This window comes from Pseudomonas sp. ME-P-057 (assembly GCF_030208975.1).
In the GTDB taxonomy this organism is placed as follows: Bacteria; Pseudomonadota; Gammaproteobacteria; order Pseudomonadales; family Pseudomonadaceae; genus Aquipseudomonas; species Aquipseudomonas lutea.
In genome coordinates, this window is record NZ_JARVSX010000059.1 from 1 (window position 1) to 26,175 (window position 26,175).

The 26,175-nt window shown below is 62.3% G+C and carries 19 protein-coding genes; 4 read left to right on the top strand and 15 right to left on the bottom strand.

Annotation, left to right across the window (positions count from 1 at the left end; translation table 11 throughout):
- Positions 1–176: 176 nt before the first annotated feature.
- The 4 genes from mnmH to treS all read right to left on the bottom strand — a co-directional run bounded on the left by mnmH (position 177) and on the right by treS (position 6,258).
- Positions 177–1,286, bottom strand: coding sequence for a tRNA 2-selenouridine(34) synthase MnmH (mnmH, locus tag QRN48_RS25030; RefSeq protein ID WP_285354083.1), 1,110 nt, complete (start codon positions 1,284–1,286; stop codon positions 177–179).
- A complete protein-coding gene (gene selD, locus QRN48_RS25035; protein ID WP_285354086.1) occupies positions 1,286–2,320 on the bottom strand; it encodes a selenide, water dikinase SelD in 1,035 nt (344 codons plus the stop codon). The genes mnmH and selD overlap by 1 nt, the downstream gene beginning before the upstream one ends.
- A gap of 428 nt (positions 2,321–2,748) precedes the next feature.
- Entirely contained in the window at positions 2,749–3,897 is a 1,149-nt protein-coding gene (locus tag QRN48_RS25040; protein WP_285354088.1) for an MFS transporter, read from the bottom strand.
- A gap of 291 nt (positions 3,898–4,188) precedes the next feature.
- Positions 4,189–6,258, bottom strand: a complete 2,070-nt coding sequence (gene treS, locus QRN48_RS25045; protein WP_285354090.1) for a maltose alpha-D-glucosyltransferase — start codon at positions 6,256–6,258, stop codon at positions 4,189–4,191.
- Between the two features lie 204 nt (positions 6,259–6,462).
- Between treS and pdxR the strand changes: the two genes are divergently transcribed.
- The 4 genes from pdxR (at position 6,463) to QRN48_RS25065 (ending at position 11,995) form a co-directional block, all read left to right on the top strand.
- Positions 6,463–7,908 carry a MocR-like pyridoxine biosynthesis transcription factor PdxR gene (gene pdxR / locus QRN48_RS25050; protein WP_191943389.1) on the top strand — a complete coding sequence of 482 codons (1,446 nt, stop codon included), beginning with the start codon at positions 6,463–6,465 and terminating at the stop codon, positions 7,906–7,908.
- A gap of 627 nt (positions 7,909–8,535) precedes the next feature.
- Positions 8,536–9,642 carry a Gfo/Idh/MocA family protein gene (locus QRN48_RS25055; RefSeq protein ID WP_285354092.1) on the top strand — a complete coding sequence of 369 codons (1,107 nt, stop codon included), beginning with the start codon at positions 8,536–8,538 and terminating at the stop codon, positions 9,640–9,642.
- A 282-nt stretch (positions 9,643–9,924) separates the two neighbouring features.
- Positions 9,925–11,508, top strand: a complete 1,584-nt coding sequence (locus tag QRN48_RS25060; protein WP_285354095.1) for an aldehyde dehydrogenase (NADP(+)) — start codon at positions 9,925–9,927, stop codon at positions 11,506–11,508.
- Between the two features lie 145 nt (positions 11,509–11,653).
- Positions 11,654–11,995, top strand: coding sequence for an FKBP-type peptidyl-prolyl cis-trans isomerase (locus QRN48_RS25065; protein ID WP_285354097.1), 342 nt, complete (start codon positions 11,654–11,656; stop codon positions 11,993–11,995).
- 922 nt (positions 11,996–12,917) lie between these two features.
- On the opposite strand, the gene QRN48_RS25070 is transcribed toward QRN48_RS25065, so the two are convergent.
- The 11 genes from QRN48_RS25070 to QRN48_RS25120 form a co-directional block, all read right to left on the bottom strand.
- On the bottom strand, positions 12,918–15,314 hold the full coding sequence (locus QRN48_RS25070; RefSeq protein ID WP_037010476.1) for a hybrid sensor histidine kinase/response regulator: 2,397 nt from the start codon (positions 15,312–15,314) through the stop codon (positions 12,918–12,920).
- 68 nt (positions 15,315–15,382) lie between these two features.
- Positions 15,383–15,844 carry a response regulator gene (locus QRN48_RS25075; protein ID WP_037010478.1) on the bottom strand — a complete coding sequence of 154 codons (462 nt, stop codon included), beginning with the start codon at positions 15,842–15,844 and terminating at the stop codon, positions 15,383–15,385.
- A 19-nt stretch (positions 15,845–15,863) separates the two neighbouring features.
- Positions 15,864–18,119: an ATP-binding protein gene (locus QRN48_RS25080; protein ID WP_285354100.1), complete on the bottom strand. Its 2,256-nt coding sequence runs from the start codon at positions 18,117–18,119 to the stop codon at positions 15,864–15,866.
- 154 nt (positions 18,120–18,273) lie between these two features.
- Positions 18,274–20,214 (bottom strand): PAS domain-containing hybrid sensor histidine kinase/response regulator, encoded by a 1,941-nt coding sequence (locus QRN48_RS25085; RefSeq protein ID WP_191943392.1) that lies wholly within the window; start codon positions 20,212–20,214, stop codon positions 18,274–18,276.
- Complete coding sequence (locus QRN48_RS25090; protein WP_191943393.1) at positions 20,204–21,079, bottom strand: sensor histidine kinase; 876 nt, start codon at positions 21,077–21,079, stop codon at positions 20,204–20,206. The genes QRN48_RS25085 and QRN48_RS25090 overlap by 11 nt, the downstream gene beginning before the upstream one ends.
- Positions 21,072–22,085 (bottom strand): ATP-binding protein, encoded by a 1,014-nt coding sequence (locus QRN48_RS25095; protein WP_285354104.1) that lies wholly within the window; start codon positions 22,083–22,085, stop codon positions 21,072–21,074. The genes QRN48_RS25090 and QRN48_RS25095 overlap by 8 nt, the downstream gene beginning before the upstream one ends.
- The gene (locus tag QRN48_RS25100) at positions 22,076–22,480 is read right to left on the bottom strand and encodes an anti-sigma regulatory factor (RefSeq protein ID WP_037010484.1); all 405 of its coding nucleotides are present in this window, start codon (positions 22,478–22,480) and stop codon (positions 22,076–22,078) included. Before QRN48_RS25100 ends, QRN48_RS25095 begins: the two co-directional genes overlap by 10 nt.
- Positions 22,477–22,839, bottom strand: a complete 363-nt coding sequence (locus QRN48_RS25105; RefSeq protein ID WP_037010489.1) for an STAS domain-containing protein — start codon at positions 22,837–22,839, stop codon at positions 22,477–22,479. The genes QRN48_RS25100 and QRN48_RS25105 overlap by 4 nt, the downstream gene beginning before the upstream one ends.
- 4 nt (positions 22,840–22,843) lie before the next feature.
- Positions 22,844–23,695, bottom strand: coding sequence for an STAS domain-containing protein (locus QRN48_RS25110; RefSeq protein ID WP_285354109.1), 852 nt, complete (start codon positions 23,693–23,695; stop codon positions 22,844–22,846).
- Positions 23,696–23,964: 269 nt separating this feature from the next.
- Entirely contained in the window at positions 23,965–24,444 is a 480-nt protein-coding gene (locus QRN48_RS25115; RefSeq protein WP_191943653.1) for a hypothetical protein, read from the bottom strand.
- A 217-nt stretch (positions 24,445–24,661) separates the two neighbouring features.
- Positions 24,662–25,783, bottom strand: a complete 1,122-nt coding sequence (locus QRN48_RS25120; protein ID WP_285354112.1) for a DUF1615 domain-containing protein — start codon at positions 25,781–25,783, stop codon at positions 24,662–24,664.
- Positions 25,784–26,175: the final 392 nt, after the last annotated feature.

The following is a 26,175-nucleotide window of genomic DNA, read 5'->3' on the forward strand; positions in this document are numbered from 1 at the left end:
GTCAGGACATGGATGTCCGTTCGGCGCGGGCCCACGGAGCGTCGTCGGAGTGAGGAAACCCCGACGCAGGAGGGGCCAAACCGGGAGCACGAGCCCTTGGTTACTTGGGGCTCTATCAAGTAACTCGCCGAAGGCGAAACGGGAGGCCGTTAGGCCGACGCTCTTGAGTTTGACCTTCAATCGCGGGAGCGAGCCTTCCGCTGTTTTAGATACTCAACCACCGCCCGCTGATCCCCCGCGAACTCAATCCGCGCGTCTTTGCTGTCACGCTGAAACGCATACATCGGATCGTAATACTCACTCAGCATCCCGCTGATCCAGCCCCGATGCTGATCAACCGCCCCGCTGCGGGACTGTTCGGCCAACGCGCCATCCATGATCGCCGCCAGCCGCTGATAGCGCTCCCCGCCCAAGCGCCGCACGATGCTCGACAGGCTCTGTTTCAGCCGCTCGGCGTATGCAGCAAACCCCGCCTCCACCCCTTGCACCGCGATGAACTCGGCACACAGGTCGGTCACGTAATCTTTCAGAATCCGCTCGACGCGACTGTCGAAACTGTCTTCCAGCCACACCAGCGGTGCGTCCTGCATGATCCGGTACAACTCAAGCGGGACTGCCCGGCTGCCGACGATGCGTCCCTCGTCCTCAATCACAAACTGGTCAATCTGCCGCGCGCGCTTCTTGAGCAGGTCGATGGCCAGCAGGTTTTCGAAGTCGATTTGTCCCGGCTGCGGCGTGGCATGTTTGCCAAAGCTTGAGCCGCGATGGTTGGCATGCCCTTCGAGGTCCAGCGCGTTGTCGAGCTGATGCAGCACTTCGGTCTTGCCGCTGCCAGTCAACCCGCCGATCAGCACGAAATCGCACTCGGTCACGGCCTGCTCGATGGTTTCTATCAGGAAGCTGCGCATCGCCTTGTAGCCCCCGATCACGCGCGGGTACTCGATGCCCGCCTCGCTCTTGAGCCACTGCTGGGTGATCTGCGAACGCAGGCCGCCGCGGAAGCAGTACAGCAGGCCCTGCGGGTTTTTGCGGGCAAAATCCGCCCACGCCTCGATGCGAGCCTGCTTGACCTCGCCAGACACCAATTTGTGGCCCAGCTCAATGGCGGCCTGCTGCCCGGCCTGCTTGTAGCTGGTGCCGACCTTCTGGCGCTCGGTGTCGTTCATCAGCGGCAGGTTGATCACCCCGGGAAATGCGCCCTTGGTGAACTCGACCGGCGCACGCACGTCCATCATCGGTACGTCGTGCAGGAAGATCTCGCGAAGGTCCGCGCGGTTTTCGCGCATCAGATCACCTCGACCGCAAGCCGCTGTCGCTCGACCAGTTCGCCGATGGGCGACAGGTTCAGGCCCAGTTCGACGGCCATGGCCAGAAAGGCCGCTTCTTCGGCGGGCTCGACCGCAATCAGCAATCCGCCACTGGTCTGCGGGTCGCAGAGCAGCAGCTTTTGCACTTCGGTAAAGGCGCCAATGCGCTCGCCATAGCTGTCGTAGTTGCGATGGGTACCGCCCGGGATGCACGCCTGCTCGATGTAGAAATCGACGCTGCCCAACCGAGGCACAGCCGCAGCGCGCAGCCGCGCGGTGACCTGGCTGCCGTCAGCCATTTCGACCAGGTGGCCGAGCAAACCGAAACCCGTCACGTCGGTCATCGCGGTGACGCCGGCCAGCCTCGAAAAACGACTGCCGGGTTTGTTCAGGGTGCACATCACGTCGCGCGCCAGGCCGATGTCTTCGGCGCGCAGCAGGCCTTTTTTCTCGGCGGTGGTAAGAATGCCGATGCCCAGAGGCTTGGTCAGGAACAGTTTGCAGCCGACGGTGGCGGTGTCGTTGCGTTTCATGAAGCGCTTTTCCACCAGGCCGGTGACCGCCAGACCGAAGATGGGCTCCGGTGCATCAATGGAGTGCCCCCCGGCCAGGGGAATGCCCGCTGCATCGCAAACCGCCCGCCCGCCACGGATCACTTCACGGGCGATTTCCGGAGCCAACACATTAACCGGCCAGCCGAGAATGGCGATGGCCATCAGCGGATCGCCGCCCATGGCGTAGATGTCGCTGATCGCGTTGGTCGCTGCAATGCGGCCGAAATCGAACGGATCATCGACGATGGGCATGAAGAAATCGGTGGTGGAGACGACACCCTTGTCATCGTCGATGGCGTACACCGCAGCGTCATCGCGCGAGGCATTGCCGACCCACAGGCGCGGATCGAGGTTCTGCGCGCCGCTGCCGGCGAGGATGGTTTCGAGGGTTTTGGGAGAGATTTTGCAGCCACAGCCCGCGCCGTGACTGTATTGGGTAAGACGAATCGGGTCGGTCATGAGAAGCCCCAGAGTTTCAAGGCGCTGAAGTCTACCAGAGCCGCCAGCGCGCGGAAGGTTTGCTGAATGGCTGGATGGCTGGATGGCTGGATGCACAGTCTGCGGCCCTGCCGATTCCGTAGGAGCCGGCTTGCTGGCGAAGGCATTTATTCAGCCGCCCTCTGTGCACCAGACCCACCGCGTTCGCCAGCAAGCCGGCTCCTACAACACTACCCATTGGCCAGCAATGTCGAGTCCAGCCACCCACCGCCTTGACCCGCAATGTCGGTTCCGACAGCCCACCTCGGTGCCCGGCAATGCCGGTTTCAGTAACCCACCTCGGTGGTCCGCAATATCGTTTTCAACAACCACATTGAGGAGCAATGCCCTTTGAAACTGCAGAGGTGGCCAACCCACCGCCACCTGGAAGTCGAACGCCTGAGCCGCTTTTACCCCTTCGCCATGCGCCGCGCCGTCAGCACTTGAGCCAGCATCAGCGCTCCTACGCACAGCAGCGCCTCACGCAGTCCCACCAGGTGCGCGGCGAAGCCAATCAGTGCGGGGCCCAGGAGTATTCCGCAGTAACCGATCCCGGTAATGACCGCAATCGCAAGGCCGGCCGGCATGGCTTTCTGCGCCCCGACGACTGAGCAATACACCGGGAAGGTGTTGGAAAGTCCTACGCCGATCAGCGCGAACCCCAGTAGAAACAACGGCCACGGTTGCAGCAGAATGGCCATGGCAAACCCGACCATTACCAGCAAGCCACCGCCAATCAGCAGGTTGACTGCGCCGAAGCGGTTCCTCAACCAGTCACCGGCGAAACGCCCCCCCGCCATGGTCAGCGAAAACATGGCATATGCCCCACCGGCAATGGTCAGGTCGATCTGGTGGGTCTTGTTGAGGAACACCGCGCTCCAGTCAAGCATCGCGCCTTCCACCAGCAGCGCGATGAAGCAGAGAATGCCGACGATCACCACTTTGGTGGTCGGCCAGGCGAACGGCGCCGAAGGATCGTCCGCACCATGGGGCACCAGGCGCCGGGCATGCCAGAGCAGCAAGCCGGCAATCAACGCCACCACCACACAGACCGCCACCAGGGGCGATGCGCCGAGCCACAGCAGCAGGGTCATCAACAGCGCACTGCTGATGCCGCCGAGGCTGAACAGGCCATGAAAGCCCGACATCATCGGCTTGCCATGATCGCGCTCGACCATCAGCCCCTGAACATTCATGGCCACGTCGATGCTGCCAAGCCCCGCGCCAAAGACCGCGAGAGCCAACGCCAGGGGCACCAATGAAGACAGCGAGGCGAGCAGCGGCAACATGCAGCAAATCAGCGCGCCGCCCATCATTGAGACAAATCGGCATCCCTTGCGCGTGGTGAGCATGCCCGCCAAGGGCATTGCCAGCATCGAGCCAAGGCCGAAGCACAGCAGCAACAGGCCAAGCTGAGCTTCTTCAAGCCCGGCGCGCTGCCGGGCAAAAGGCACCAGCGGCGCCCACGCGCCCAGCGACATCCCGGACAGCAGGAACGTCAGGCGGTAACTCCACAAGTGGATGAAAACGGGGGTGTGAACGGATTGAGCGACTGACACAAAACGATCCTGAACAGCTCTGCCCGACCGGCAGACGGTGATTGAAAGGCGCAATCCTGCGCACCGTGTGTTGCCGGACGCTCCGCTGCGCAGAGCACCCTGATATCGCGCCATGGCAAACGACGCATTCCCGGCTAAAGCCGGTCCCACAGATTGTAAATGACGCATTCCCGGCTGAAGCCGGTCCCACAGACTGCAGCGGTCACCTTCCCGGCTAAAGCCGGTCCCACTAAAGGCAGGGGCGCTTTTTTGTGGGACCGGCTTCAGCCGGGAAGGCGTCGATGCGACCGGTTACATCATCGGCGACGCCATGCTCACCACGCGCAACGCCAGGCCTTCGTACGCATCCAGCGTAATGGTGAATTCACCCTCTTCGGTCAGGTCGCCTTCAACCCGCTCGTTGATGATGTCCACTACCGGGCCCGGCGCAATGCCTGGCAAGTGAAGGGTCTCGACGATCGCTTCGGCGCTGAAATTCAAGGCGGTGATCTGCGTGCCCTTCCCGGCCGGCAGTTCGTGCACCATGATCAACAGCCCCGGGTGCTCAACGTCCGGAATCAGAATCTGCCGACTGGCGGCGATGTCGTAGGCACGGCGTACCGCCAACAGCTTTTTCAGCTGCGAGGCGAAGGAATCCGGACGCTTCAGCTGTTCCACCAGGCTGCCGTAAAGTGCGCGAGCGCGTGGCATGCCACCGGCCGATACTTCGCAATCCGGGTCCATGTCGACAAGGTCATAGCCACCGCGATGGATCCAGCGGGTGTCGCCATCGCGCATCAAGTGTTCGACCTGTTCGGCCGGCAGAGGCAACGCACCGACCAGATCCCAGCCCGACAGCGCAAACACGCCTGGCTGCATCGCGTTGAACATCACCAGCAGCAGATGAATGTGCTGGATCTTGTCGATGTCCGCAGCCGTCATGCTGTCCAGCTCGCGGATGCCCAGCGCGGCGGTGATGATGCTCGCCGTCGTGCACGACACGCCGTTGGTGACGAACTTGAGGTTGTACGGCGCGTGTTCGCCAGCCAGGCGCTCATACATCTCTTCGCGAATGTGCTCGCGCAGAATGTTGCCGGGGAAAGTCTGGCCTTGGTAGAGGTACTGGTCGTGGGCGTGCAGCGTCCAGAAATGCACCAGCTCCAGGGTCAGTTCATCGTGGTTCTGCAGCGCATGAATCAGCGACGCAGGGTCGATGCCGAACTCATGCACCTGGCGCAGCATCAGCCGCAGAAACTCGGTGCGGCCGGTCAGCAGCGCGTGCTGGTAGGCCGGACGGGTAATGAAGTCGTAGGAAAGGTCTGCACCGCCGTGGGACATTGCGGCGATGTCGTCGATGGTCAGGTTCAGTTCCTGGAAGCTGAAACCGCCGGCCTTCCGAATGGCTCCGGCGAGCAACTGGTTGCCGGTGATCGACAGCGGATGGCTCTCCGACCATGCCGTGCCGTCGGCCTTGCGCTCAACGCCAAGGAAGCCGTTGGCGTCCAGACGCAAAACCCGCGCGCCCATCACGTCAATCGCGTGGAGGGCGTCGCCGATGATCATCTGTTGCGCGGCGAAGCTTGGGTCGAGCCAGTTCAGCGACGGCTGCCCTTCCTTGAAGTAATGCAGGTACACCCAGCGGCGGTCTTTGCCGTCAACGCCGGTCACCACTGGCGTAGCGCTCCAGTCGGTTTCCTTGACGCCAGGCTCGAAGAAGATCACCCGCTGCAACTGGCCGACGATGTAATGCTTGTCGCGCAGCGCATCCACCGTAGCCGGCGGCAGGTTGATGGCATCACGGCCCGCCGGGACTTCCGGGAGCAAGGACCAGTCTTCTTCCTTGATCTCCACCATGTGGTAGAGACCCGGGTATTCTTCGTAGGCCATTTCCGCCAAGCGAAAGTCCGCACCTTTGCCGGTGTGGGACGGAATGACGTCGTCAACGATGACTGCGTTGTGCGCGGCGGCGATACGGCTGAGGTTGAGAAACTGAGCATCGGTGCCCAGGTCCGAATCCACCTCGAAACTGATCCGGTCGAAGTTGCCATCGATGCTCGGGGTGCGTTCGCGGCCTTTCAAGCCGCCGGAGGCTTTCAACGGGCCGTTGTGAATGCCCTGAATGCCGACTTCGGAGAGCGCGTGCCAGAGCTTTTCGTCGCCCAGCGCTTCAAGGACCGAGCCGCCATCGCGGGTGATGATCGACGCCGGGTAAGCCGTGAACCAGACCGAGCCGATGGCCGAAGCGTCCCGCGGACGGGCCTGCGCGTAAGGCCGCTGCCATAGCCGGCCCTGACCGCCATAGAGTTTTGCGCGCTGCTTTGCGGCGTTGAGCATCGATTGCTCAACCAGCCATTCAACGTACTGCTTGTCCGGGGTGGTCATGTGTTCGGGGTTCCATCTTCATGTGGATGGGTGCGGATGGCCAACGGCTCAGGGAGCACTGTTTGGCCCGTCCCGCGGTATTTGCCTATCTCTATGAGCACTCAGGCGCGCAAACGTTGCATCGGCTGCTATGCCATGGGCGGCAGGCTGGCTAAAATTCAACGACTTGCACCCGCATCGGGCGGCGTGGCTGAAGGGGTTTGCGTGGAACTGCACATCGTCATCAAGGGCCGCAAAGACCTCGCCCGCCAGGTCTATCAGCAACTGCGCGACAGCATCGTGTCCGGACGCCTCGCCGCCGGGGTGCAACTGCCGCCCAGCCGATTGCTGGCGGAGCAGCTGGGCGTCTCGCGCAAAACCATTTCAGACACGTACAGCCAGCTCACCTACGAGAGCTACCTGATCGGCAAGGTCGGCAGCGGCACTTTCGTCAACAGCTCAGCGGCTTACAGCCCGCGTCGTGCCGCCGCTTCGCACCTCGCCAGCGCAGACGTGGTGGCCAAGTGGGAACGCATTTCCCTGCCCCTGCGCCACCCGACACGCGCGGGCACGCTGCGTTACGACTTTCTCGGCGGCGCCACCGCGAAAACCCAGTTCCCCCATGATGACTGGCGCCGTTGCGTGCAGCACGCGCTGCGGCAGATGTCCGGCGAACGCGGGTTTTACGGCCAGCCCGAGGGCCTCCCCGCACTGCGCAATGCTATAGCGGGGCACATTGCTTTCGCCCGCGGCGTGCGTTGTATGGCCGATGACGTGGTGGTGTGCAATGGGGCGCAACAGGCGCTGGACCTCATCGCCCGTGTGCTCACCGGGCCCGGTTACAGCGTTGCCATGGAAGACCCCGGTTACACGCCGGCTCGTCTGCTGTTTGCCGCGCAGGGGGCGCAAGTTGTCAGCGTACCGGTCGATGGCGAAGGCATCATCGTCGAGCAGATACCGGACACCGTTTGCGCCATTTATGTCACGCCGTCCCATCAGATGCCGCTGGGCATGCCCATGAGCCTGGCGCGTCGCCACGCGCTGCTGGAAAAGGCCCGTCGAATCGGCGCGATCATCATCGAGGACGATTACGACAGCGAATTTCGTTACGAAGGCCGCCCTGCCGACTCACTGCAAAGCCTGGACGAGCATGGCGTGGTGGCTTACGTGGGCACATTTTCCAAGACGCTCCTGCCAGAGTTACGCCTGGGCTACGCCGTGCTGCCTGCCGCGATCCTCGAAGCCGTCATCAAAGCCAAGCAACTGACCGACTGGCACACCTCGACGCTGCCACAATGGGCGCTGAGCAAATTCATCAGCGAAGGCCTGCTCAACAAACACATCCGCCGCTGCCACAGCCTTTACGCCGGACGCCGCGAACGGATACTCGCGCGCATTACCGGCGACCTGTCGCCCTGGCTGGAAACCATCCCCTGCACGGCAGGCTTCCACATGGCAGTGATGTTCAAAGCTCCACTCAAGCCCCCGCTCGACATCCACCGTCTGGTCGAACGCGCCCGCGACGTTGAGTTGGGCCTCTATCCCCTCGAAGGCTTCTACAACGACGCGCCACCGCGCGACGCCCTGATGCTGGGCTTCGGCGCCATCGACCTGCTCGACATCGACCCTGCGCTCGACCGCCTGCGAGACCTGCTGCTGGAACTGGATTGATCAGTCAGAGGGACGGCGCTCCTGGCGACCCCTTCCCGGCTAAAGCCAGTCCCACAGACCCCGCGCGCATCCAGCAGACCCGACGCCTGCCGCCAAGGGACGCAGAGCGTCCAGAGATGCATACCCACGCAGAGCGTGGGCACGATCAACGGAGAGCGTGAGCCACCATCAAAGGTAAGGCTGACCTCGACCGTGGGACCGGCTTCAGCCGGGAAGCCCTTGATCTGCTTTTGCTCTTGATCTTCCTACGCAAAAAGCCCAAACACCGCCAATCGCGACTTGGGTGCAGGCTGAACGTAGACGACGCATAGTGGGTCGAGCCGCATGGATGCGGCGAGAGCGCCGTCAGGACATGGATGTCCGTTCGGCGCGGGCCCACGGAGCGTCGTCGGAGTGAGGGAACCCCGACGAAGGAGGGGCCAAACCAGGAGCAAGCACCCTTGGTTACTTGGGGTGCTGTTTCCAAGTAACTCGCCGAAGGCGAAACGGTCTGCCCCCAGGCAGACGCATTTGCCTCTAAGCCACCCTGCAAAAATCAACTGACACCATTTGATTGAACTTCTCCACCTCATACCTGCCGACTACAGAGCTGCCGGACACACCGTCCGCTGAGAAATGGAGGCTTACATGCCAGACGCAAACGGCAAAATCCGCTACGCAGTGGTCGCTGGAGGCTGGATCTCACAAGGCGCTTTCATGCCAGGGCTCGAACAGACCGACAACTCCGTCATGACCGCCCTCGTCACCGGCGACCCAATCAAAGCCGACCAACTGGCGGCACTGTACGACCTCAAAAGCTACCACTACGACGAATTTGACACCCTCCTGAAATCCGGCGAAATCGACGCCATCTACCTGGCGACGCCCAACTTCCGCCATCGCGAATTCGCAGTACCGGCACTCGAAGCAGGCATCCACGTGCTGCTCGAAAAACCCATGGCCGCCAATGAAGAAGACTGCCTGGCCATCACCCAGGCCGCCACGCGCTCCGGGGCCAAGCTCATGATTGCTTACCGCCTGCACTTCGAGCCGGGCACCGTCGAAATGGTCCACCGCGTGCGCGCCGGCGATATTGGCGACCCACGCGTGTTCACCGCCACCTTCGCGCAGACCACCGATCCCGCCAACCACCGCATGCAAAGCGGTTTTGGCGCAGGGCCGGTGGCCGACATGGGCCCATATCCCATCAACGCCGTGCGCAACCTGTTCGCCGCTGAACCGCTGGAAGTCCACGCCGTCGGGATCAAGACCCCGGGGCGTGAAATCAATACGTTCGACACGGTAAACGTGACACTGCGCTTCGCCGAAGAGCGCCTGGCGACATTCACCGTCAGCTACAGCCTGCCGTCCACCGAGCGTTTCCAGCTGATCGGCACCAAGGGCGAATTTGAAGCCTCCCCCTGCTTCGGTTTCGGCGAAGGCGTAGCGATCGGCTATCGGGCCATCATCGACGGCAAAACCACCGAACATACCCACCCGGTGGTGGACCAGTTCGGCGGTGAAACCCAGTACTTCTCCGACTGCATTCTGCAGAACCGCGAGCCCGAACCAGACGGCGACGAAGGCTGGCGCGACGTGCGCATCGTCGAGGCAATCGAGCGCGCGTTGACCACCGGGCAGCCACAGAAGCTGGAGCCACTGCCGCAGCGGCCGGGAATCCGCATCGAACAGGCTCGGCGCCTGCCGCTGGCCAAGGTGCCGGAATACATCAACACCGATGAGCCAAATGCCTGATCCAACGGGTTGTTCTTCCCCGGCACTCCGGACTTTTCCAGATCGCCGTGAAGCGTTCGGCTCCCATGGGGCCGGACCTTCGTACATGCCTCATCGATCGGAGGGACACTCGATCCGCGCCTTGCGACTCAAAAAATGCAGTTGTATGATGACTGTCGACTTCCGCGATGGGCTGCAATTTTCATCGATACCGGCGTCCATCGTCGCTATGCTTCACACGCTTTCGAATTCCCCTATCAGGCGCTATGCCTGATCGCACCCCAAAAATAACAGGAGAAGCAGATGCCTACCGTTCTCGGTCAGAACTTCATCGGCGGCGCCCGCAGCGGCCTCGGCGAAGCACGCCATAAAAGCCTCGACGCCACCACTGGCGAAGCACTGCCCTACACTTTTCACCAGGCCACTGATGCAGAAATCGACGCTGCTGCGTCGGCTGCCAAAGACGCTTTCCTTGAGTTCCGCCAGCTGAGCCCGGCGCGGCGCGCTGAATTCCTCGACGCTATCGCTGACGAGCTGGACGCCCTGGGCGACGATTTTGTAGCCCTCGTCTGCCAGGAAACCGCGCTGCCTGCCGGTCGTATCCAGGGCGAGCGCGGTCGTACCTCAGGCCAAATGCGCCTGTTCGCCAAAGTCCTGCGTCGCGGTGACTTCCTGGGTGCACGCATCGACCAGGCACTGCCTGATCGCAAACCACTGCCGCGCGTTGACCTGCGCCAACAGCGCATCGGCGTAGGCCCGGTCGCCGTATTCGGTGCCAGCAACTTCCCGCTCGCGTTCTCCACTGCCGGCGGCGACACCGCGTCGGCACTGGCTGCCGGTTGCCCGGTTGTGGTCAAAGCGCACAGCGGCCACATGGCGACCGCCGATCTGGTCGGCAACGCAATCGTTCGTGCCGCCGAGAAAACCGGCATGCCCAAAGGCGTGTTCAACATGATCTTCGGCAGCGGCGTGGGCGAGGGCCTGGTCAAGCATCCGGCGATTCAAGCGGTCGGTTTCACCGGTTCGCTGCACGGCGGTAACGCCCTGTGCAAACTGGCCTCCGAGCGTCCGCAACCGATCCCGGTGTTCGCCGAGATGTCGAGCATTAACCCGGTTGTCTTGTTGCCCGGCGCACTGACTGCCCGCGGCACCGCCATTGCTGGCGAGCTCGCGGCGTCGGTGGTGATGGGCGCAGGCCAGTTCTGCACCAATCCGGGTGTGGTCATCGGCATTCGCTCCCCTGCCCTGACCGCCTTCACCGAGCAACTGACCGAGCACATGGGCGGTCAGGCACCTCAGACCATGCTCAACGAAGGCGGCCTGCGCAGCTACAGCAAAGGCGTTGAGAAGCTGTTGGCGCACCCGAGCGTCACCCACCTGGCCGGTAAGCCGCAGGAAGGCAAGCAAGCGCAGGCCCAGCTGTTCAAGGCTGAAGTCAGCATGTTGCTCAACGGCGACGAACTGCTGCAGGAAGAAGTCTTCGGGCCGACGACGCTGCTGATCGAAGTCGCTGACGACGCCGAGCTGAAAGCCGCACTGCTGGCCCTGCGCGGCCAACTGACCGCCACGCTGATCGGCGAAACCGCTGACCTGCAGAAATACCAGTGGCTGGTACCGGTGCTGGAAGAGAAAGTCGGCCGCATCCTGGTCAACGGCTACCCGACCGGCGTTGAAGTGTCTGACGCGATGGTTCACGGCGGCCCTTACCCAGCGACCTCGGACGCGCGCGGCACTTCAGTGGGCACGCTGGCGATCGATCGTTTCCTGCGCCCGGTCTGCTACCAGAACTACCCGGACAGCCTGCTGCCGGCGGCGCTGCAAAACGCCAACCCGCTGGGCCTCAAGCGCCTGGTGAATGGCGAGTGGAGCACTGACGTCATCGCTTGATGGCATGCCTGACGTGTCAGGCGGATAAAGACGGCGCGACCCTGAAGAGGGCCGCGCTTTTTTTGCCTTCGGGAAACCCCACGGTGTTGCCAGTGCAAGGCTGGCTCACTAGCATCTCGCACACATTCGCAGTGGAAGCCCGGCCATGATTGAAGAACTGAGCATCATTGATGTAGAGGAAGGCACCGGCAAAACCGTGGTCAAAGGCGCGCTGATCACTACCCAATACACCGGAACGCTTGAAGACGGCACGGTGTTCGATTCTTCCTGGGAGCGAGGCAAACCCTTCCAGTGCGTCATCGGCACCGGGCGAGTCATCAAAGGCTGGGACATCGGGCTCATGGGCATGAAAGTCGGCGGCAAGCGCAAGCTGTCGGTGCCTGCGGCGCTGGCCTACGGCGAACGATCCATGGGCGCACACATCAAACCGCATTCGGATCTGGCGTTTGAAATCGAGTTGCTGGAAGTGCTGACGCGGGATGATTGAAGCGGGGCCGCACACAGCGATGACGTTGGTTCATTCAACATCTTCGCCGGCAGACCTACCCTTTCGCGGGCAAGCGCGCTCCTACAGTGGGCTTGCGGCACAGGAGATGACATGGCCACAACGCAGGACGGTGTAGGAGCGCGCTTGCCCGCGATGACGTTTCGTCCGTCGACATTTTTTTCCGAACCCACCGCCTTCGCCAGCAAGTCGGCTCCTACGAATTTGCGGCGCACGCGATCTCGCAGCATGCATGTAGGACGGTGTAGGAGCGCGCTTGCCCGCGATAACGTTTCGGCAGTCGATATAATTTTCGCGGACCCAACGCCTTCGCCAGCAAGCCGGCTCCTACGGATTTGCGGCGCACGCGATCTCGCAACATGGATGTATGACGGTGTAGGAGCTTGCCCGCGATGGCGTTTCGTCCGTCCATATTTTTTTGCGGACCCACCGCCTTCGCCAGCAAGCCGGCTCCTACGGATTTGCGGCGCACGCGATCTCGCAGCATGCATGTAGGACGGTGTAGGAGCGCGCTTGCCCGCGATGGCGTTTCGTCCGTCCATATTTTTTGCGGACCCACCGCCTTCGCCAGCAAGCCGGCTCCTACGGATTTGCGGTGCACGGTATCTCGCAGCATGAATGTAGGACGGTGTAGGAGCGCGCTTGCCCGCGATAACGTTTGGGCAGTCGATATAATTTTCGCGGACCCAACGCCTTCGCCAGCAAGCCGGCGCCTACGGGATTTGCGGCGCACGCGATCTCGCAGCATGAACGTATGACGGTGTAGGAGCGCGCTTGCCCGCGATGACGTTGGCACATTCGACATCTTCGTCGGCGGCCTACAATGAATTCGACACATCCAACATCTTCGCCGACAGGCCTACCCTTTCGCGGGCAAGCGCGCTCCTACAGGAGATCGCGGCCTTTAGCCTTCAGCCTTCTGCAACGACGCCTTCATCAATACGTGCGCCAGTTTCTTCGCCAGCTCTTCTTCCTTGTACGGTTTCTGCACGATCAGCTGCGGATCGACGTCCAGAATGTCGATGTCGGCGAAACCGGTGATGAACATGATCGGAAGATGTGGGTGTTCGCGCCGGACGATTTCGGCAAGCTCACCCCCGGTCATGTTCGGCATGGCGAAGTCGGTGAGCAGCAATTCGATGCCGCCGTCGAGCTTCTTCAGGGCCTCTTCGCCGCTGTCTGCTTCTACCACCGAGTAGCCCAGCGAGACCAGCATCATGGCCGTCACGGAACGCACGTCAGGGTCATCATCGACCAGAAGGATCGTGCGGTGCTTGTCATCGGCGTCCGCGCGACCGGGCATGTCGGAGACGCTGACCACCGACACCGCCGTGCGGGCAACGCTCGGTAGGTAGACGCGCAGGGTTGTACCCGCATTCTCCGCGGTATCGATGCTCACGCCGCCACCCGACTGCTTGGCGAAGCCAAAGACCTGCGCAAGGCCCAGGCCCGAGCCCTTGCCCACGGCCTTGGTGGTAAAGAACGGTTCAAAGGCCTTGGCCAGCACCTCCGCGCTCATGCCACAGCCCGAGTCACTGACCGACAGCACCACGTAGGCACCCGGTTCGGGGTCTTCGGGACGCTGCGGCAGGCGATAGACAATCTCGTTCCAGGTGCCCAGACGCAGTTGCCCGCCCTGGGGCATGGCATCCCGCGCATTGATCGCCAGATTGAGGATGATCATCTCGGTCTGCGTCGGGTCGACGAGCGCACTCCACAAGTCTTCGGCGAGATCGGTCTCTACCCACACGCTCCCACCCAGCGCTCGGCCGAGCAGTTCGCGCATGCCGGCGATGGTGTCATTGAGGTTAAGCGCGACAGGCTCCAGGCGCTGGCGACGGGAGAATGACAGCAGCTGACTGGTGAGCTTCGCGCCCCGCTCGCCCGCTTCACGAATGTTCTGCAAACGCTGTGGCGATTTGGTGAACACGCCCTTTTCCAGATCCCGCGTGAGAAAGTTGGCGCTGGTGAGGATCACCGTCAGCAGGTTGTTGAAGTCGTGGGCAACACCGGCCGTCAACTGCCCGACCACCTCCAGGCGCTGCATCTGCTGCAATGCAGCCTCGACCCGCTCGCGCTCCTTGATCTGATCACGCAGGCGCTTGTTGGTCGCCGCCAGTTCGTCCACCACGGCACGCTCACCGGTGATGTCACGGACGGCGGCATACATCAGCCCGTCGTCCGGCACGATGGTCCAGGACAGCCAGCGAAAGCCACCGTCTGCGTGACGCATGCGATTGACGAAGCGCGTGGTGACGTGCCCCTCGGACACGCTGGCGGTCTCGCGGAGAGTAGCCTCAAGGTCGTCCTGGTGAATCAGCTCGCTTAAGCGTTGGCGGGTGAAATCTTCCCGGCTCCAGCCCAGGGTCGCTTCCCAGGCAGGGTTGAGCGCAATGGGGGTCATGTCGAAGTGCAGCACGCCCAGCAGCTCCCTGGACAACTCCCAGGTGCGGTCGCGCTCGCGAGTCCGCTGCATCACCCGTTCACCGAGGATCTCATTGAGCTGGTGCAGCGCTTGCGTGGCGTTCTTGCGTTCGGTGATGTCCTGCATGACCCCGGTGAAGCGTACGCACTTACCGTCTTCGAACAAGGAGCGGCCATTGGAGAACACCCAGCGTTCGCTGCCATCGTCGGTCAACAGACGATGCTCGATCTGGAACGACGTATCGACGGTCAGCGCCGCAGTGACCTTGCTCTGCAACAGGTCGCGATCGGCGGGGTGACAGCGGGAAAACATGAACGCCATGCTCACCGCCGCGTCGGCCGCCACGCCATACAGCGCCTTGCAGCGCTCGTCCCACAGCAACATGTCGGTGCGTGGATCGTATGTCCATACGCCCATTTCGGCGGCTTCGATCGCCAGGTGCGCGCGCACTTCGGCGACCTGCAGGGTCTTTTCCGCGTACAGGCGCTTTTCGCGTTCCTGCACTTCGGAGACCGCGCGCATGACCGCCTTGGGCAGCATCTTCATGTTCTGCTTGAGGACGTAGTCGATGGCACCCATGCGCATCATCTCGACCGCGTGCTGCTCGCCGAAAATACCCGACAGAAAAATGAACGGCGTCTGCGGCGCCAGGCGCAATGCGCTGTTAAGCACATCCGCGCCGGACGAACCAGGCAGAAGATAGTCGCTGAGAATGAGGTCAAAACGCGCGGCAAGCAGCTCGCGCTCGACGTCCTGGTGATTGAAGACCAACGTCGCGTCGATTTTCAGTCCGCTGTTTTCGAGGGTGAGCAGGATCAGCTCGGCATCAAGCGAACTGTCTTCGACCAAAAGCAATTTGAGATGGGTTAACGCCATGAATAATCGTCATTCTTTCCAAAAGGCCGCGCGGCCAGGGAGGCGCGGCGGTGCGCTTTGCCCGGATGTCAGGAGCTGGCGCGGCGATTCAGACGCAGCGAGCCCGGCGGCGGCTCGTTGAGCACAGCCCAGAACACCCCGAGGTCAGAAATCGCCGACACAAATTCCTTGAATTCGACCGGTTTGACCACGTAAGCGTTCACCCCCAACGAGTACGCACGCTGCAAATCAGGCTCTTCGCGCGACGAAGTGAGCATGACCACGGGGATGCTGCGCAGTTCTTCGGTTTCGCGAATCACCTTAAGCACTTCGAGACCGTCGATTTTGGGCAGTTTCAGGTCCAGCAGCATGACTGCCGGGTTCCCCGCCACACGATCGTGATGCTGGCCGCGGCGCAACAGGTAGTCGAGCGCTTCGGCGCCGTCGCGCAGAACAATCACTTCATTGGCCAACTGGCTACGCTCGAGGGCGACAAGTGTCAGCTCCAGATCGTTGGGATTATCTTCCACCAGAAGAATGGGTTTTAGCATTGGGCGTCTCCTTCGACACTCAAAGGGTTGCGTTTACGCTGCGCTTGGGCAGGGCAAAATAAAAGGTGGCGCCATGATGCAGCTGGCTATGGGCCCACACGGTCCCGTCATGGCGTTCGATAATCCGGCGGACACTGGCCAGACCAATGCCGGTCCCTTCAAACTCCTCCATGCGGTGCAAGCGCTGGAACACGCCGAACAGCTTGCTGGCGTACGCCATGTCGAAGCCCACGCCGTTGTCGCGAACAAACACCACGACCTTGCCGTCTTCTTCGTAGCTGCCGACTTCGATCACCGCCGGGTCACGCGTGCGGCTGTACTTGATCGCGTTGGACAGCAGGTTGCGCATGGCCAAGTGCAAAAACGCGGCATCGGCGATGACCACCGGCAGGTGTTCCTGGACTTTCCATTCCAGCGCGCGGCCTTCGTAATCGGGCAACATTTCACGGCGGATCGACTCCACCATGGCATTCATGTCCACGTCGGAAAAGCGCATGGCCGAGCGGCCCATCTGCGAAAAACTCAGCAGGTTGTCGACCAGTGTGCCGGCGAAGCGCGCCGACTCGCTGATGTTTTCCAGAAAGCGCACGCCGCGGGTCGACAGCTTGGTGCCTTCGGTATCGCCCAGCAGCTCGGCGTAACCGGCGATGTGCCGCAAAGGCGCGCGCAAGTCGTGCGACACGCTGTAGGAAAACGCTTCGAGTTCCTTGTTGGACTTCTTCAGTTCATCGGCGAGCGCGGCCATCTCTTCAGCCTTTCGCAGCACGATGCCCAACACCGCAGCACGCAGCTCGATCACCGCCTCGACGTCCATATCGTCCCAGGGCAAGGAGAACCCGCTGACCGTCTCCTGCCACAGCGCAAAGCTGTTGCGCGGATTCAGCGAGCCGGTCGGACCAACACTCTTTTCCGGCTTGCCGGCCCAATTGACCACGCGGGTCTGCTCGGGGCGGAACCAGATGATGAAGTTCGAGTGCAGCTCGGAAATGGCCGTCGACAGCACGCCGCTGACGCTGGCAGCGAGTGCCGGTAATTCGGGAATGTCACGGCTGACGTTGTCCGAGCGAAAGACCTCGTGAGGCTGGTGATCGCTCAGCCAGTCCGTCAGCCTGAGAATTTCGTCGCGCTTGGGTGTGTCACCGTACACATCGACACTGGCGCCGGAAATCACCGCCGCACCGGTTGCGCCGACAAAATTCAGCAGCACATCGGGCATCGAGCGCAGGCCGCCCGTCACGCTGTCCAGATCCGCCATGGCGGCGAGCATCTGCACGATCTGCCGGCGCAGGCTGAGCATCCGCTGGTTGTCGGCCTGGGCCTCTTTGCTTTCGATCTGCAGGGACAACACGCTGCCCAGCAGTTCACACGCCGTACGGGTCTGGAAGCTGACCCGCCGTGGCGTGGCGTGGTGACAGGAGATCAGGCCCCAGAGCTTGCCTCGGACCACAATGGAAATGGACATCGATGCCAGCGTGCCCATGTTGCGCATGTACTGCAGATGCACCGGTGAGACGCTGCGCAGCGTCGCGTAAGTCAGGTCGAGCGGCGCGCCGGTCAACGGATTGTGCTCGGGAATCAACGCTGCGGGCTGGTAGTTGGCGTCTTCGATCACGCGGATGCGGTTGGCCAGATACAGCGCACGGGCCTGGGCCGGGATGTCGGACGCCGGGAAGCTCAGGCCGAGCAGGCTTTCGTAGTCGTCGTCCGCCATCTCGGCATTGACCAGGCCATTGCCTTCAGCGTCGAAGTGGTAAGCCTTGACCCGGCCAAAGCCGGTGATGCGCTTGACCTCGGCAGCAGAGCGCTGGCAGAGCTCGGCGATGCTCTCGCTCTCGTTCATCTGGCTGATGAAACCACGCATCAGCGGGTACACGTTGCTGTAGGCCGTGGCCATATCCCCAGCCTGCTCGAACTCGGCGATCAGGACCTGGTCATGGCGGTGCACCATCATCGTCATCGGCTGCCCGGCACGCGTGCCCTGCAGGAAGCTCACATCGCCCAGGTGGAAGGGGTTGTGTTCTTCCTCAGGCAGGTTGCGCAAGCCGCGAAGCAGCCGGTCAGGCTCCACGAAGACGTCGCTCAGGACAGCGCCAATCAGCGACTGCGGGTCGAGCCCGAGCCAGTCGCTGACATTGGCACTGACCTGCACGACGGTCGATGTGCTCTCATCAATAACCATCAGGAAACCCTGGGGCTGGATGCTGCCGGGAATCTGGATGGGTTCGCGTGCGCAATTGTCGATCGCGCTTTGCTGGAGGTCGTGGCTGAGGGTCAAACGTGTCTCCTTCAACCTTCAACGTTTGGACAAACGGCGCAGGCCATGGCTTCCGGACAAACGCCCGGGTTGGAATGACGTACACGGTAACAAAAACAACGCAGCTCAAATACCGTCATGTAGCTGATTTCTACGAAATAACCATTCGTTTGCATCAGGCATCGACCATTGCCCTGACTTTCAACAAAAACTCCACCAACTGGAACGGCTTGAGGATCATGTCCATTCGCTCGCCGAGAAAATCCTGTCGATTGAGTGCATTTTCCGCGTACCCGGTCATGAACAGCACCGGCAGCTCCGGTCGCCATCCACGGCCGCGCTGGGCCACCTCGCGGCCGTTCATTTCCGGCATGCCTACGTCCGTCAGCAACAGGTCGATCGTAGGGTCGTTTTCGAGGTACGCCAGCGCCGTGGCAACGTCTGCCGCCTGGGTGCAGCGGTAACCGGCATCGGTCAGCACCTCGTTGACGAACATGCGCACCGAGTCGGTGTCTTCGACGATCAGTACGTGCTCCCCTGCCCCTTGTGCAGCAACGGCAGAAGGTTGCTGCGGCTCGACGCTGCGTCCCTGTGCGGCCGGCAACATCAGCGTGACCTCCGTACCGTGCCCGACCACGCTACGGATGTGCACGTCGCCGCCGGACTGCCGCGCGAAGCCGTAGATGGTCGACAGCCCCAGGCCGGTGCCCTGGCCGATGGGTTTGGTGGTGAAGAACGGGTCGAAAACCTTGTCGATCAGTTGATGCTCGATCCCTACACCGTCATCTCGCACCGACAACGCGATGTACGGGCCGTCAGCCATGCGTGCATGGCCCTTGGAATACGTTTCAAAGGTGCTGATCCAGACGTTCCCGCCTTTGGGCAAGGCATCGCGGGCATTGATGACCAGATTCAGCACCGCGCTTTCCAGCTGCCCGGCGTCAACCATCGCAACGGCGCCCAGCGAGGTAAGGTCCAGAGTGAGCCCTATGCCTTTGCCGATGGTGCGCCCCAGCAGGTCCTCCAGTGAGCGCACGTGCTGGTTCACGTCGGTGGCGCGGGTGTCCAGCGGTTGCTGGCGGGCGAACGCCAACAGCCGATGGGTCAGCGCCGACGCGCTGCGGGCCGAGGCCAGCGCTGCATCGGCGTAGGCCATGACCTTGTCGGTACGGCCGTCTTCGGTGCGTTTTTTGACCAGCTCGAGGCCGGTGACGATGCCCGTCAGCAGGTTATTGAAGTCATGGGCGATGCCGCCGGTGAGTTTGCCGATGGCATCCATCTTCTGCGCTTGCAGCAGTTGCTCTTCAGTGCGCGCACGTTCGGCGACTTCATGGGCCAGCCGGCTGGTGACAGAGTCCAGTTGCTGCAGATGCGACTGTTCGCGGCGTCGATGCTCGGTGACGTCCTCGATGAACACCAGGCTCATGCCGGGCACCCGATAGGGCGACACCTGCCACTCGGTCTCGCGCAGTTCGCCATGGACGCGCATGCTCAGCGTGCCCATCCAGCGCTCACCGGCTTGCAGCGCCTCTCGCAGGCCGTCTATCGCCAAACCCTGATCGGCGCTGAAGCTGCGCAGCACCGCGCCTTCGTCGGCGTCTTCTCCCAGTAACTGGGCGAACGCATGATTGGCTTCGTGCACCTTCAGGCTGCCGTCCACCACCGCAATCGGCGCCGACACGTTGGCGAAAATCTCGCGGAAACGCTCCTCGCTTTCGCGCAGCGCGTATTCGGTGTCACGCACCCTGAGCAGGGTGCGCAGGGTGGCGAGCAGCACGTCCGGGTCAACCGGATGCACCAGGTAGGCGTCCGCGCCCGCTTCCAGGCCGGTGACGATGTCGCCGGTCTGGATCGACGCCGCCGATACATGCACCACCGGCAACAGCGCCGTGCGTGGAGCCGCGCGTAACTGACGGACGATGTCGAAGCCGCTCATGTCCGGCAGGTTGACGTCCAGAATCAGCGCATCGGGTATTTGCGCTTCGATCATGGCCAGCCCGTCGGTCCCGGTCCCGGCTTCCGACACCTTGAAACCCTGACGCTCCATGCGCCGACGCAACGCGTAGCGCGTAGCGGTGTTGTCGTCGACGATCAGTAACCGGGTTTCAGGCTTCATCGGCAGGCTCCTGGGCAAGCGCCAGCGGAATCACCACGTAGAAGGTCGAGCCCACTCCGGGCTCGCTTTCCACACCCACATGACCGCCCAGCAACTCGGCGAAGCGCTTGCACAGCGACAGGCCCAGACCGGTCCCGCGCAGGCGCTTCTGCAGCGGCGAGTCGACCTGAATGAAGTCTTCGAACAAGGCCCCGTGGAGTTCCTGCGGGATACCAATGCCGGTGTCGGTCACCGCAAAGCGCACCGACTGCTCGTTTTCGAGCCGGGCAGAAACCCGCACTTCGCCGCGCTGGGTGAACTTCAAGGAATTGGAAATGAAATTGCGCAGGATCTGGCCGAGTTTCTGATCGTCGGTGTACAGCCTGGGCAGGCCCGCCGGCTGTTCGAATATCAAGTCCACGGCGGACGCGTCGACGATAGGCCGGAACATCCCGCGCAGCGCCGAGAACAGGTCGAACATGTCGAACCAGGCCGGCGAGATGTTGATCCGCCCGGCTTCGATCTTGGCCAGATCCAGCAGATCATCGACCATGTCGCTCAATTCGCGCGCAGCCGTGCTGACAAACGCAACCTGCTTGTGTTGCTCGGGGCTTAGCGGCCCGTCCAGTTCATCGGACAACAAGCTGGCGATGCTGAGAATGGAGCCCAGCGGCGTGCGGAATTCGTGGCTCATGTAGGACAGGAAGCGGCTTTTCAGGTCGGAGGCCTGACGCAACTGGTCCGCCTGGGTGTCAAGCTCGGCGTACAGGGCCAGCACGCCCTGATTGGTTTCGTCGAGCTCGGCACGCAAGGAGGCCGATTCAGCGCGCAAGCGTTCCAGCTCGGCGCTGTCCACCTGCGCAGCATGGGCGTTGTTGTCAGTCATCAAGCGTCTCCAGAGCCATCACCAATACCGTTACGTCATCCCTGCCCCGGCAGAAATCGCGATGCAGGACCGCTGCAATGATCGCCGGGTGTCGGTACATCAGACCCGGGTAATCGCGAAGATTCCAACGCGATTGCAGGCCATCACTGAACATGATCAACAGCTGCCCGGTGCAGTCGCCGTAGTCAATCGGCGCGATCTTGCGATACTGAAGGCCGACAATGCCCGGATGGGACGGGATACCCCGTGGCTTGTCGTCACCAATCAGCGTGGCGCCGATGTTGCCGATGCCGGTGAAGCGCAAGGTCCCGGTATTACCGTCAAAGCGCGCCAGGGCAGCAGCGCCGCCACGGCTGCCGCGCATGTCGAAATGCAGGTCCTCAAGCAACGCGCCGGGGTCGGCGAACGGGTTACGAATGAACGCCCGAGCGCCCGCCATGCCCGCCTCCTGCGCTTCAGGACCGTGACCCAGGCCGTCGATCATTAAAATTGACATCTGCCGACCCTTGACCGCCACCTCCCACACATCCCCGCAGGCGGGGTCGTTGTGCAACGAATGCTGGTTGATGCCCATGCGCAGGTCTTTCACGCGGCTGTTGCGCGGAAAAAACCGCGCCAGCAAGACGCTGCCTCGCGCATCGCTGTGGACGTCGAACACCTGCGCCTGACGCAACACCGAACCCAGACCGATGCCCTGGGTGCCGCGTGTGGAAAAGCCGTCAGCCATGCACGCCTGCACGTCGAAGCCGTTGCCACGGTCGATGGCGATGAGCTCGACGCCCTGCACCTCGCCCGGCAGCAGGCGTACGTGCAACTCGCCGCTTCGCGCGTGCTTGAGAATGTTGCTCGTCAGCTCGGTCACCACCAGTGCCACACGCCCGCCATCGGTTTCATCGAAGCCTGCCTGATCGGCGAGCTTCTGCACCGTGCGCCGCGCGTGACCGACATGACTGGTGTCCTCGATGGGCAAAACCTGCGTGATGTGGCTGTGCAGGCTCAGGTCCATTTGCAGATCATCACGCGCGTACCTGCGCCGGGAGCCGTGTCGAGCTCGAAATCATCGACCAGCCGCCTGGCTCCGGTCAGGCCCAACCCCAGCCCTCCACCGGACGTCCAGCCGTCGGTCAGCGCCAGCTTGAGGTCAGGAATGCCCGGGCCTTCGTCACGAAAGGTCAGACGCAAGCCGACGCGCACGCCTTCATCGACGATCTCCCAGTCCATGTCACCGCCACCGCCGTAGACCATGGTGTTTCGCGCCAGCTCGCTGACCGCCGTTACCAGCTTGGTCAGGTCAATCAGGCGCATGCCGCAGTCCTGCGCCAGCTTGCGCGCGGCCTGACGCGCCAGCACCACATCCTGCTCGATGCGAATCGGTTGAGAGCCGCTGCTGCGCACGCTCATTGGGAATAGGCCCGCTCGCGCAACAGCTTCATGCCGCGCTCGACGTTGAGCGCGGTGCTGACGCCCGGCAGGGTCATGCCCAGTTCGACCAGGGTGATCGCCACGGCCGGCTGCATGCCGACCAGCACGGTTTCGGCGTCCATGATCCGCGACAGCCCGGAAATCATGCCGATCATCCGGCCGATGAATGAATCCACCATGTCCAGCGCGGAGATGTCGATCAACACGCCGCGTGCCGAGGTGCGGCTGATGCGTTCGGACAAATCGTCCTGCAGCGTCAGCGCAAGCTGGTCATGCATGTCCACCTGAATGGTCACGAGCAGAAAGTCGCCCATCTGCAGAATCGGGATGCGCTCCATGGCCTCATACCGCCTTGGTGAGGGTGACGCCCAGACGGCGCAGGGCCAGTGCGAGTGCGTCGGCCAGATTGGCCTTGGTGACGACGCCCTGCAGATCCAGACCCAGGTGAACGATGGTCTGGGCAATTTGCGGGCGCACGCCGCTGATGATGCAGTCGGCGCCCATCAGGCGGATCGCGGTCACGGTTTTGAGCAGGTGCTGGGCCACGAGGGTATCGACGGTCGGCACACCGGTGATGTCGATGATGGCAATTTCTGCGCCTGTGTCGACGATGCGTTGCAGCAGCGACTCCATCACCACCTGGGTACGTTGGGAGTCGAGGGTGCCGATCATCGGCAGCGCCAATACGCCATCCCACAGCTTGACCACCGGCGTGGACAGCTCCAGCAGTTCTTCCTGCTGACGCTTGATCACCGCTTCGCGGGATTTCTGGTATGTGCGGATGGTGTGCAGCGCCAAGCCGTCGAGCAGTTCGGAGATTTGCAGCACTTGCTCGGCAATCAGTGCAGGCTGATCGGCAAAGTCACGCTGCAACTGAGCGAACAGCGGGCCTTTGAGGGCGAAGATGAAGCTGGCGGTCTGTTGAGAATCCTGACCGGCCAGGGCACGCTGGCTGGACAGTTTTTCCAGAAAGTGGCGAACGTCATCCCACTCGGCTGTGGTGATGTTGACGGAGCCGCCCTTGGACAGCGCGGAGGTCAGCAGGCTCAGGAAGTCGGCGACTTGCTGGCGGATTTCCTCGGGTTTGAGGTTGCGTGTTGCGCCGCTGGCTTCGAGGTCGGCGTGCCACTGAACAGCCAACTGCGATTCGGCGCGTTTAAGGGCGTCAACGGTGATTTGTTGCAATGCTGCCATGAGGGGTGGCTCCAGTGAGTGCGCATCGCCGGCTCGGGATCGGCGTGAGCGGGCCTGTAGTAAAGGGGCTTCTGGTGAAAGTATGAATAATCGTACGTAAAGGTATCGGCACGTTATCGCAAGGCGTGAACCGGCGGATTTGCTTGACGCGCCCCAGGGGGCGCTTTAACGGGCGAGAACTGGCAGACGAAATACGCCTGCCGCGAATTAATGTCAAGGTAACATCAGCTGGCAACCGGGCTTTCTGCTGCCAGGCGCGCCCAGACCTGTCAGAACACGCTGTCGGTGACCTGCACGTAGATGGAAAAGGCCCCGAGCAGAAACCAGAACACGGTGAACAGCCAGGGTGTGCGCATGGAAAACAGCAAGGACTTGCGATAGCCCTTTTCGCTCGACTCATGCTCGCTGAAAAGTGGCGAGTCATCGTAGGCCAGACCCATTGCCGGCTGGCTGCTGAGCAACTGCGCCTGCTTGAAGTGCCAGTGATCGATGATCTCGTAGGCCGCCCGGATTCCCGGCCATGCGTGCATGGAGCTGATCAGGCCGAGCAACGTCAGAAATGGCGGGACCACCAGCGTGAACAGCTTGCCCCACTCAGGATTCAGGTTGGCCATCGACGAAGCGAACGCGATCACCAGAAAAGACTGGGCGGACAAGTAGGCGTTGGTGCGGTCGGAAAGGATGGCAGTCTCGTACTGGATTTCCTTGCGGTAAAAATCCAGCCTGTCCTTGGGCGACCCGAACAGCATGGCATCGGCGACTTGCGCATCCGCCGCCTGTTGCTCGGCGGCCGGGTTGCTGCTGGTGATGATGGTGGGTGTATCGGTGTCACGGTTCACAAGCGAAGCTCCTGCGGATCGAACGGCAGCGCAGCACTCGCTTGCGCCGCGCATCGATATTTGAACGGCCACCCTGTCGCGGGTGCCGGCGACCGGATAAACGGCACGGGCTAAAGCGCTGATAGCCTCACTTCAAAGAACCCGACGCGCGCGCCATGCAGCGCACGCGGCGCTCTTCCACACGCTGCGCGAACCAGGCAGTGGTCAGCTTGCGCGTGATCTTTGGGCTCTCCAGCACGATGCCCGGCAGTATCGCTCTGGGCAGCGGCTTGCCGGCCGCCTGATCGGCCATGTCGAACACCCGCTGGTACAGCTCGGTCTCTTCAAACGCCAGGGTTTCGCCCTTTTCCAGTTGACTGCGAATCGTCGTGTTGCGCATGTCCAGACGCGGATACGGGCTGCGAACCGCCAGCTCGGTCTGCCCCAGCGCAGGGCCGAAGCCGTAACTGATCAGGTCGCCATCCAGCGCCAGGCGTTTGCCGGACACCCGTGCCAGCGCGCTCTGAAATGCGGCGTTGCGGCTGGCGTACCAGCCGGCGTTGAAATCGGCAAAGCGGTACAGCGGTTTGTCGTAGCTGACCGGATAACCGAGCAGATGGGCGATGCCGAAATACAGCCCGCCCCGGCGGCTGAAGACTTCATGACGAATCGTACCCTCGACCGGATAGGGGTAACCCCGGGCCTGCCGCTCGGCAAACTCGATACTGACCTGCATGGGGCCTGCGGTGTGCACCGGGTTGAAGTTGCCAAACAGCGTTCGGCCGAGCGGCACCATGCCGATGAAGTCATCGAAAATTGCGCTCAGGTCTTTTTCAGTGCGCGCTGCGCTGAGCCGCTCGCTGTAGGTTTTGCCAGTGGAAGAGCGTATGTCCAGCGCGCCGCGGACCAATAGATTGGGAATGTGCGCCTTGCTGGCGCGGCGGTCGATTTCATCCTGAGCGATCTTGCCCATGCCGGGCACGGCGGGATCGACCTGAAAATTCGACTCCTGCTCGGTCACCGCGACGACGGAGCACAGATTTTCCACGCTGGGGTCGATCTTCTGCGCCTCAAAGGCCGTTTGGATGTCCTGCGCCCAGCCTTGACGGTCCGCGACGCTGGCAGGCAACAACCGCACAATTTCGCTGCGCACCACGGCAGGCTCCGGAGCCGGTGCCTGATTGCGCTGGGTGCTGCAACCGGCGAGCACTGTCAACAGGATCAGGCTGACAAGGGCCGGGAGATGGCGGTGGAATCCTTTCACTGGCATGACTTCTCGCTGTGTATGCATTAAGTGGCGGGCTATGGACCTCGGCAGGCGCTGCTGATTCATTACTCCAACAAATGCGCTCTGCGCCACCTCAAACAACACCAGACCCATCTAACCGCAGCCTATCACCAATGGGACCAGCTTTAGCCGGGAACAGTCGCCCCAAGGGGGACCGGCTTCAGCCGGGAAAGCGTCGGTGGCCACGCTGCAAAATGAAGGGTGTCCGCACTGGCCTCTTCCCGGCTAAAGCCAGTCCCACTCAAGCACCGCATATCCCCGTGGGACCGGCTTCAGCCGGGAAAGCGTCGGTGGCCACACCGCAAAATGAAGGGTGTCCACGCTGGCCTCTTCCCGGCTAAAGCCAGTCCCACTCAAGCACCGCGTATCCCAGT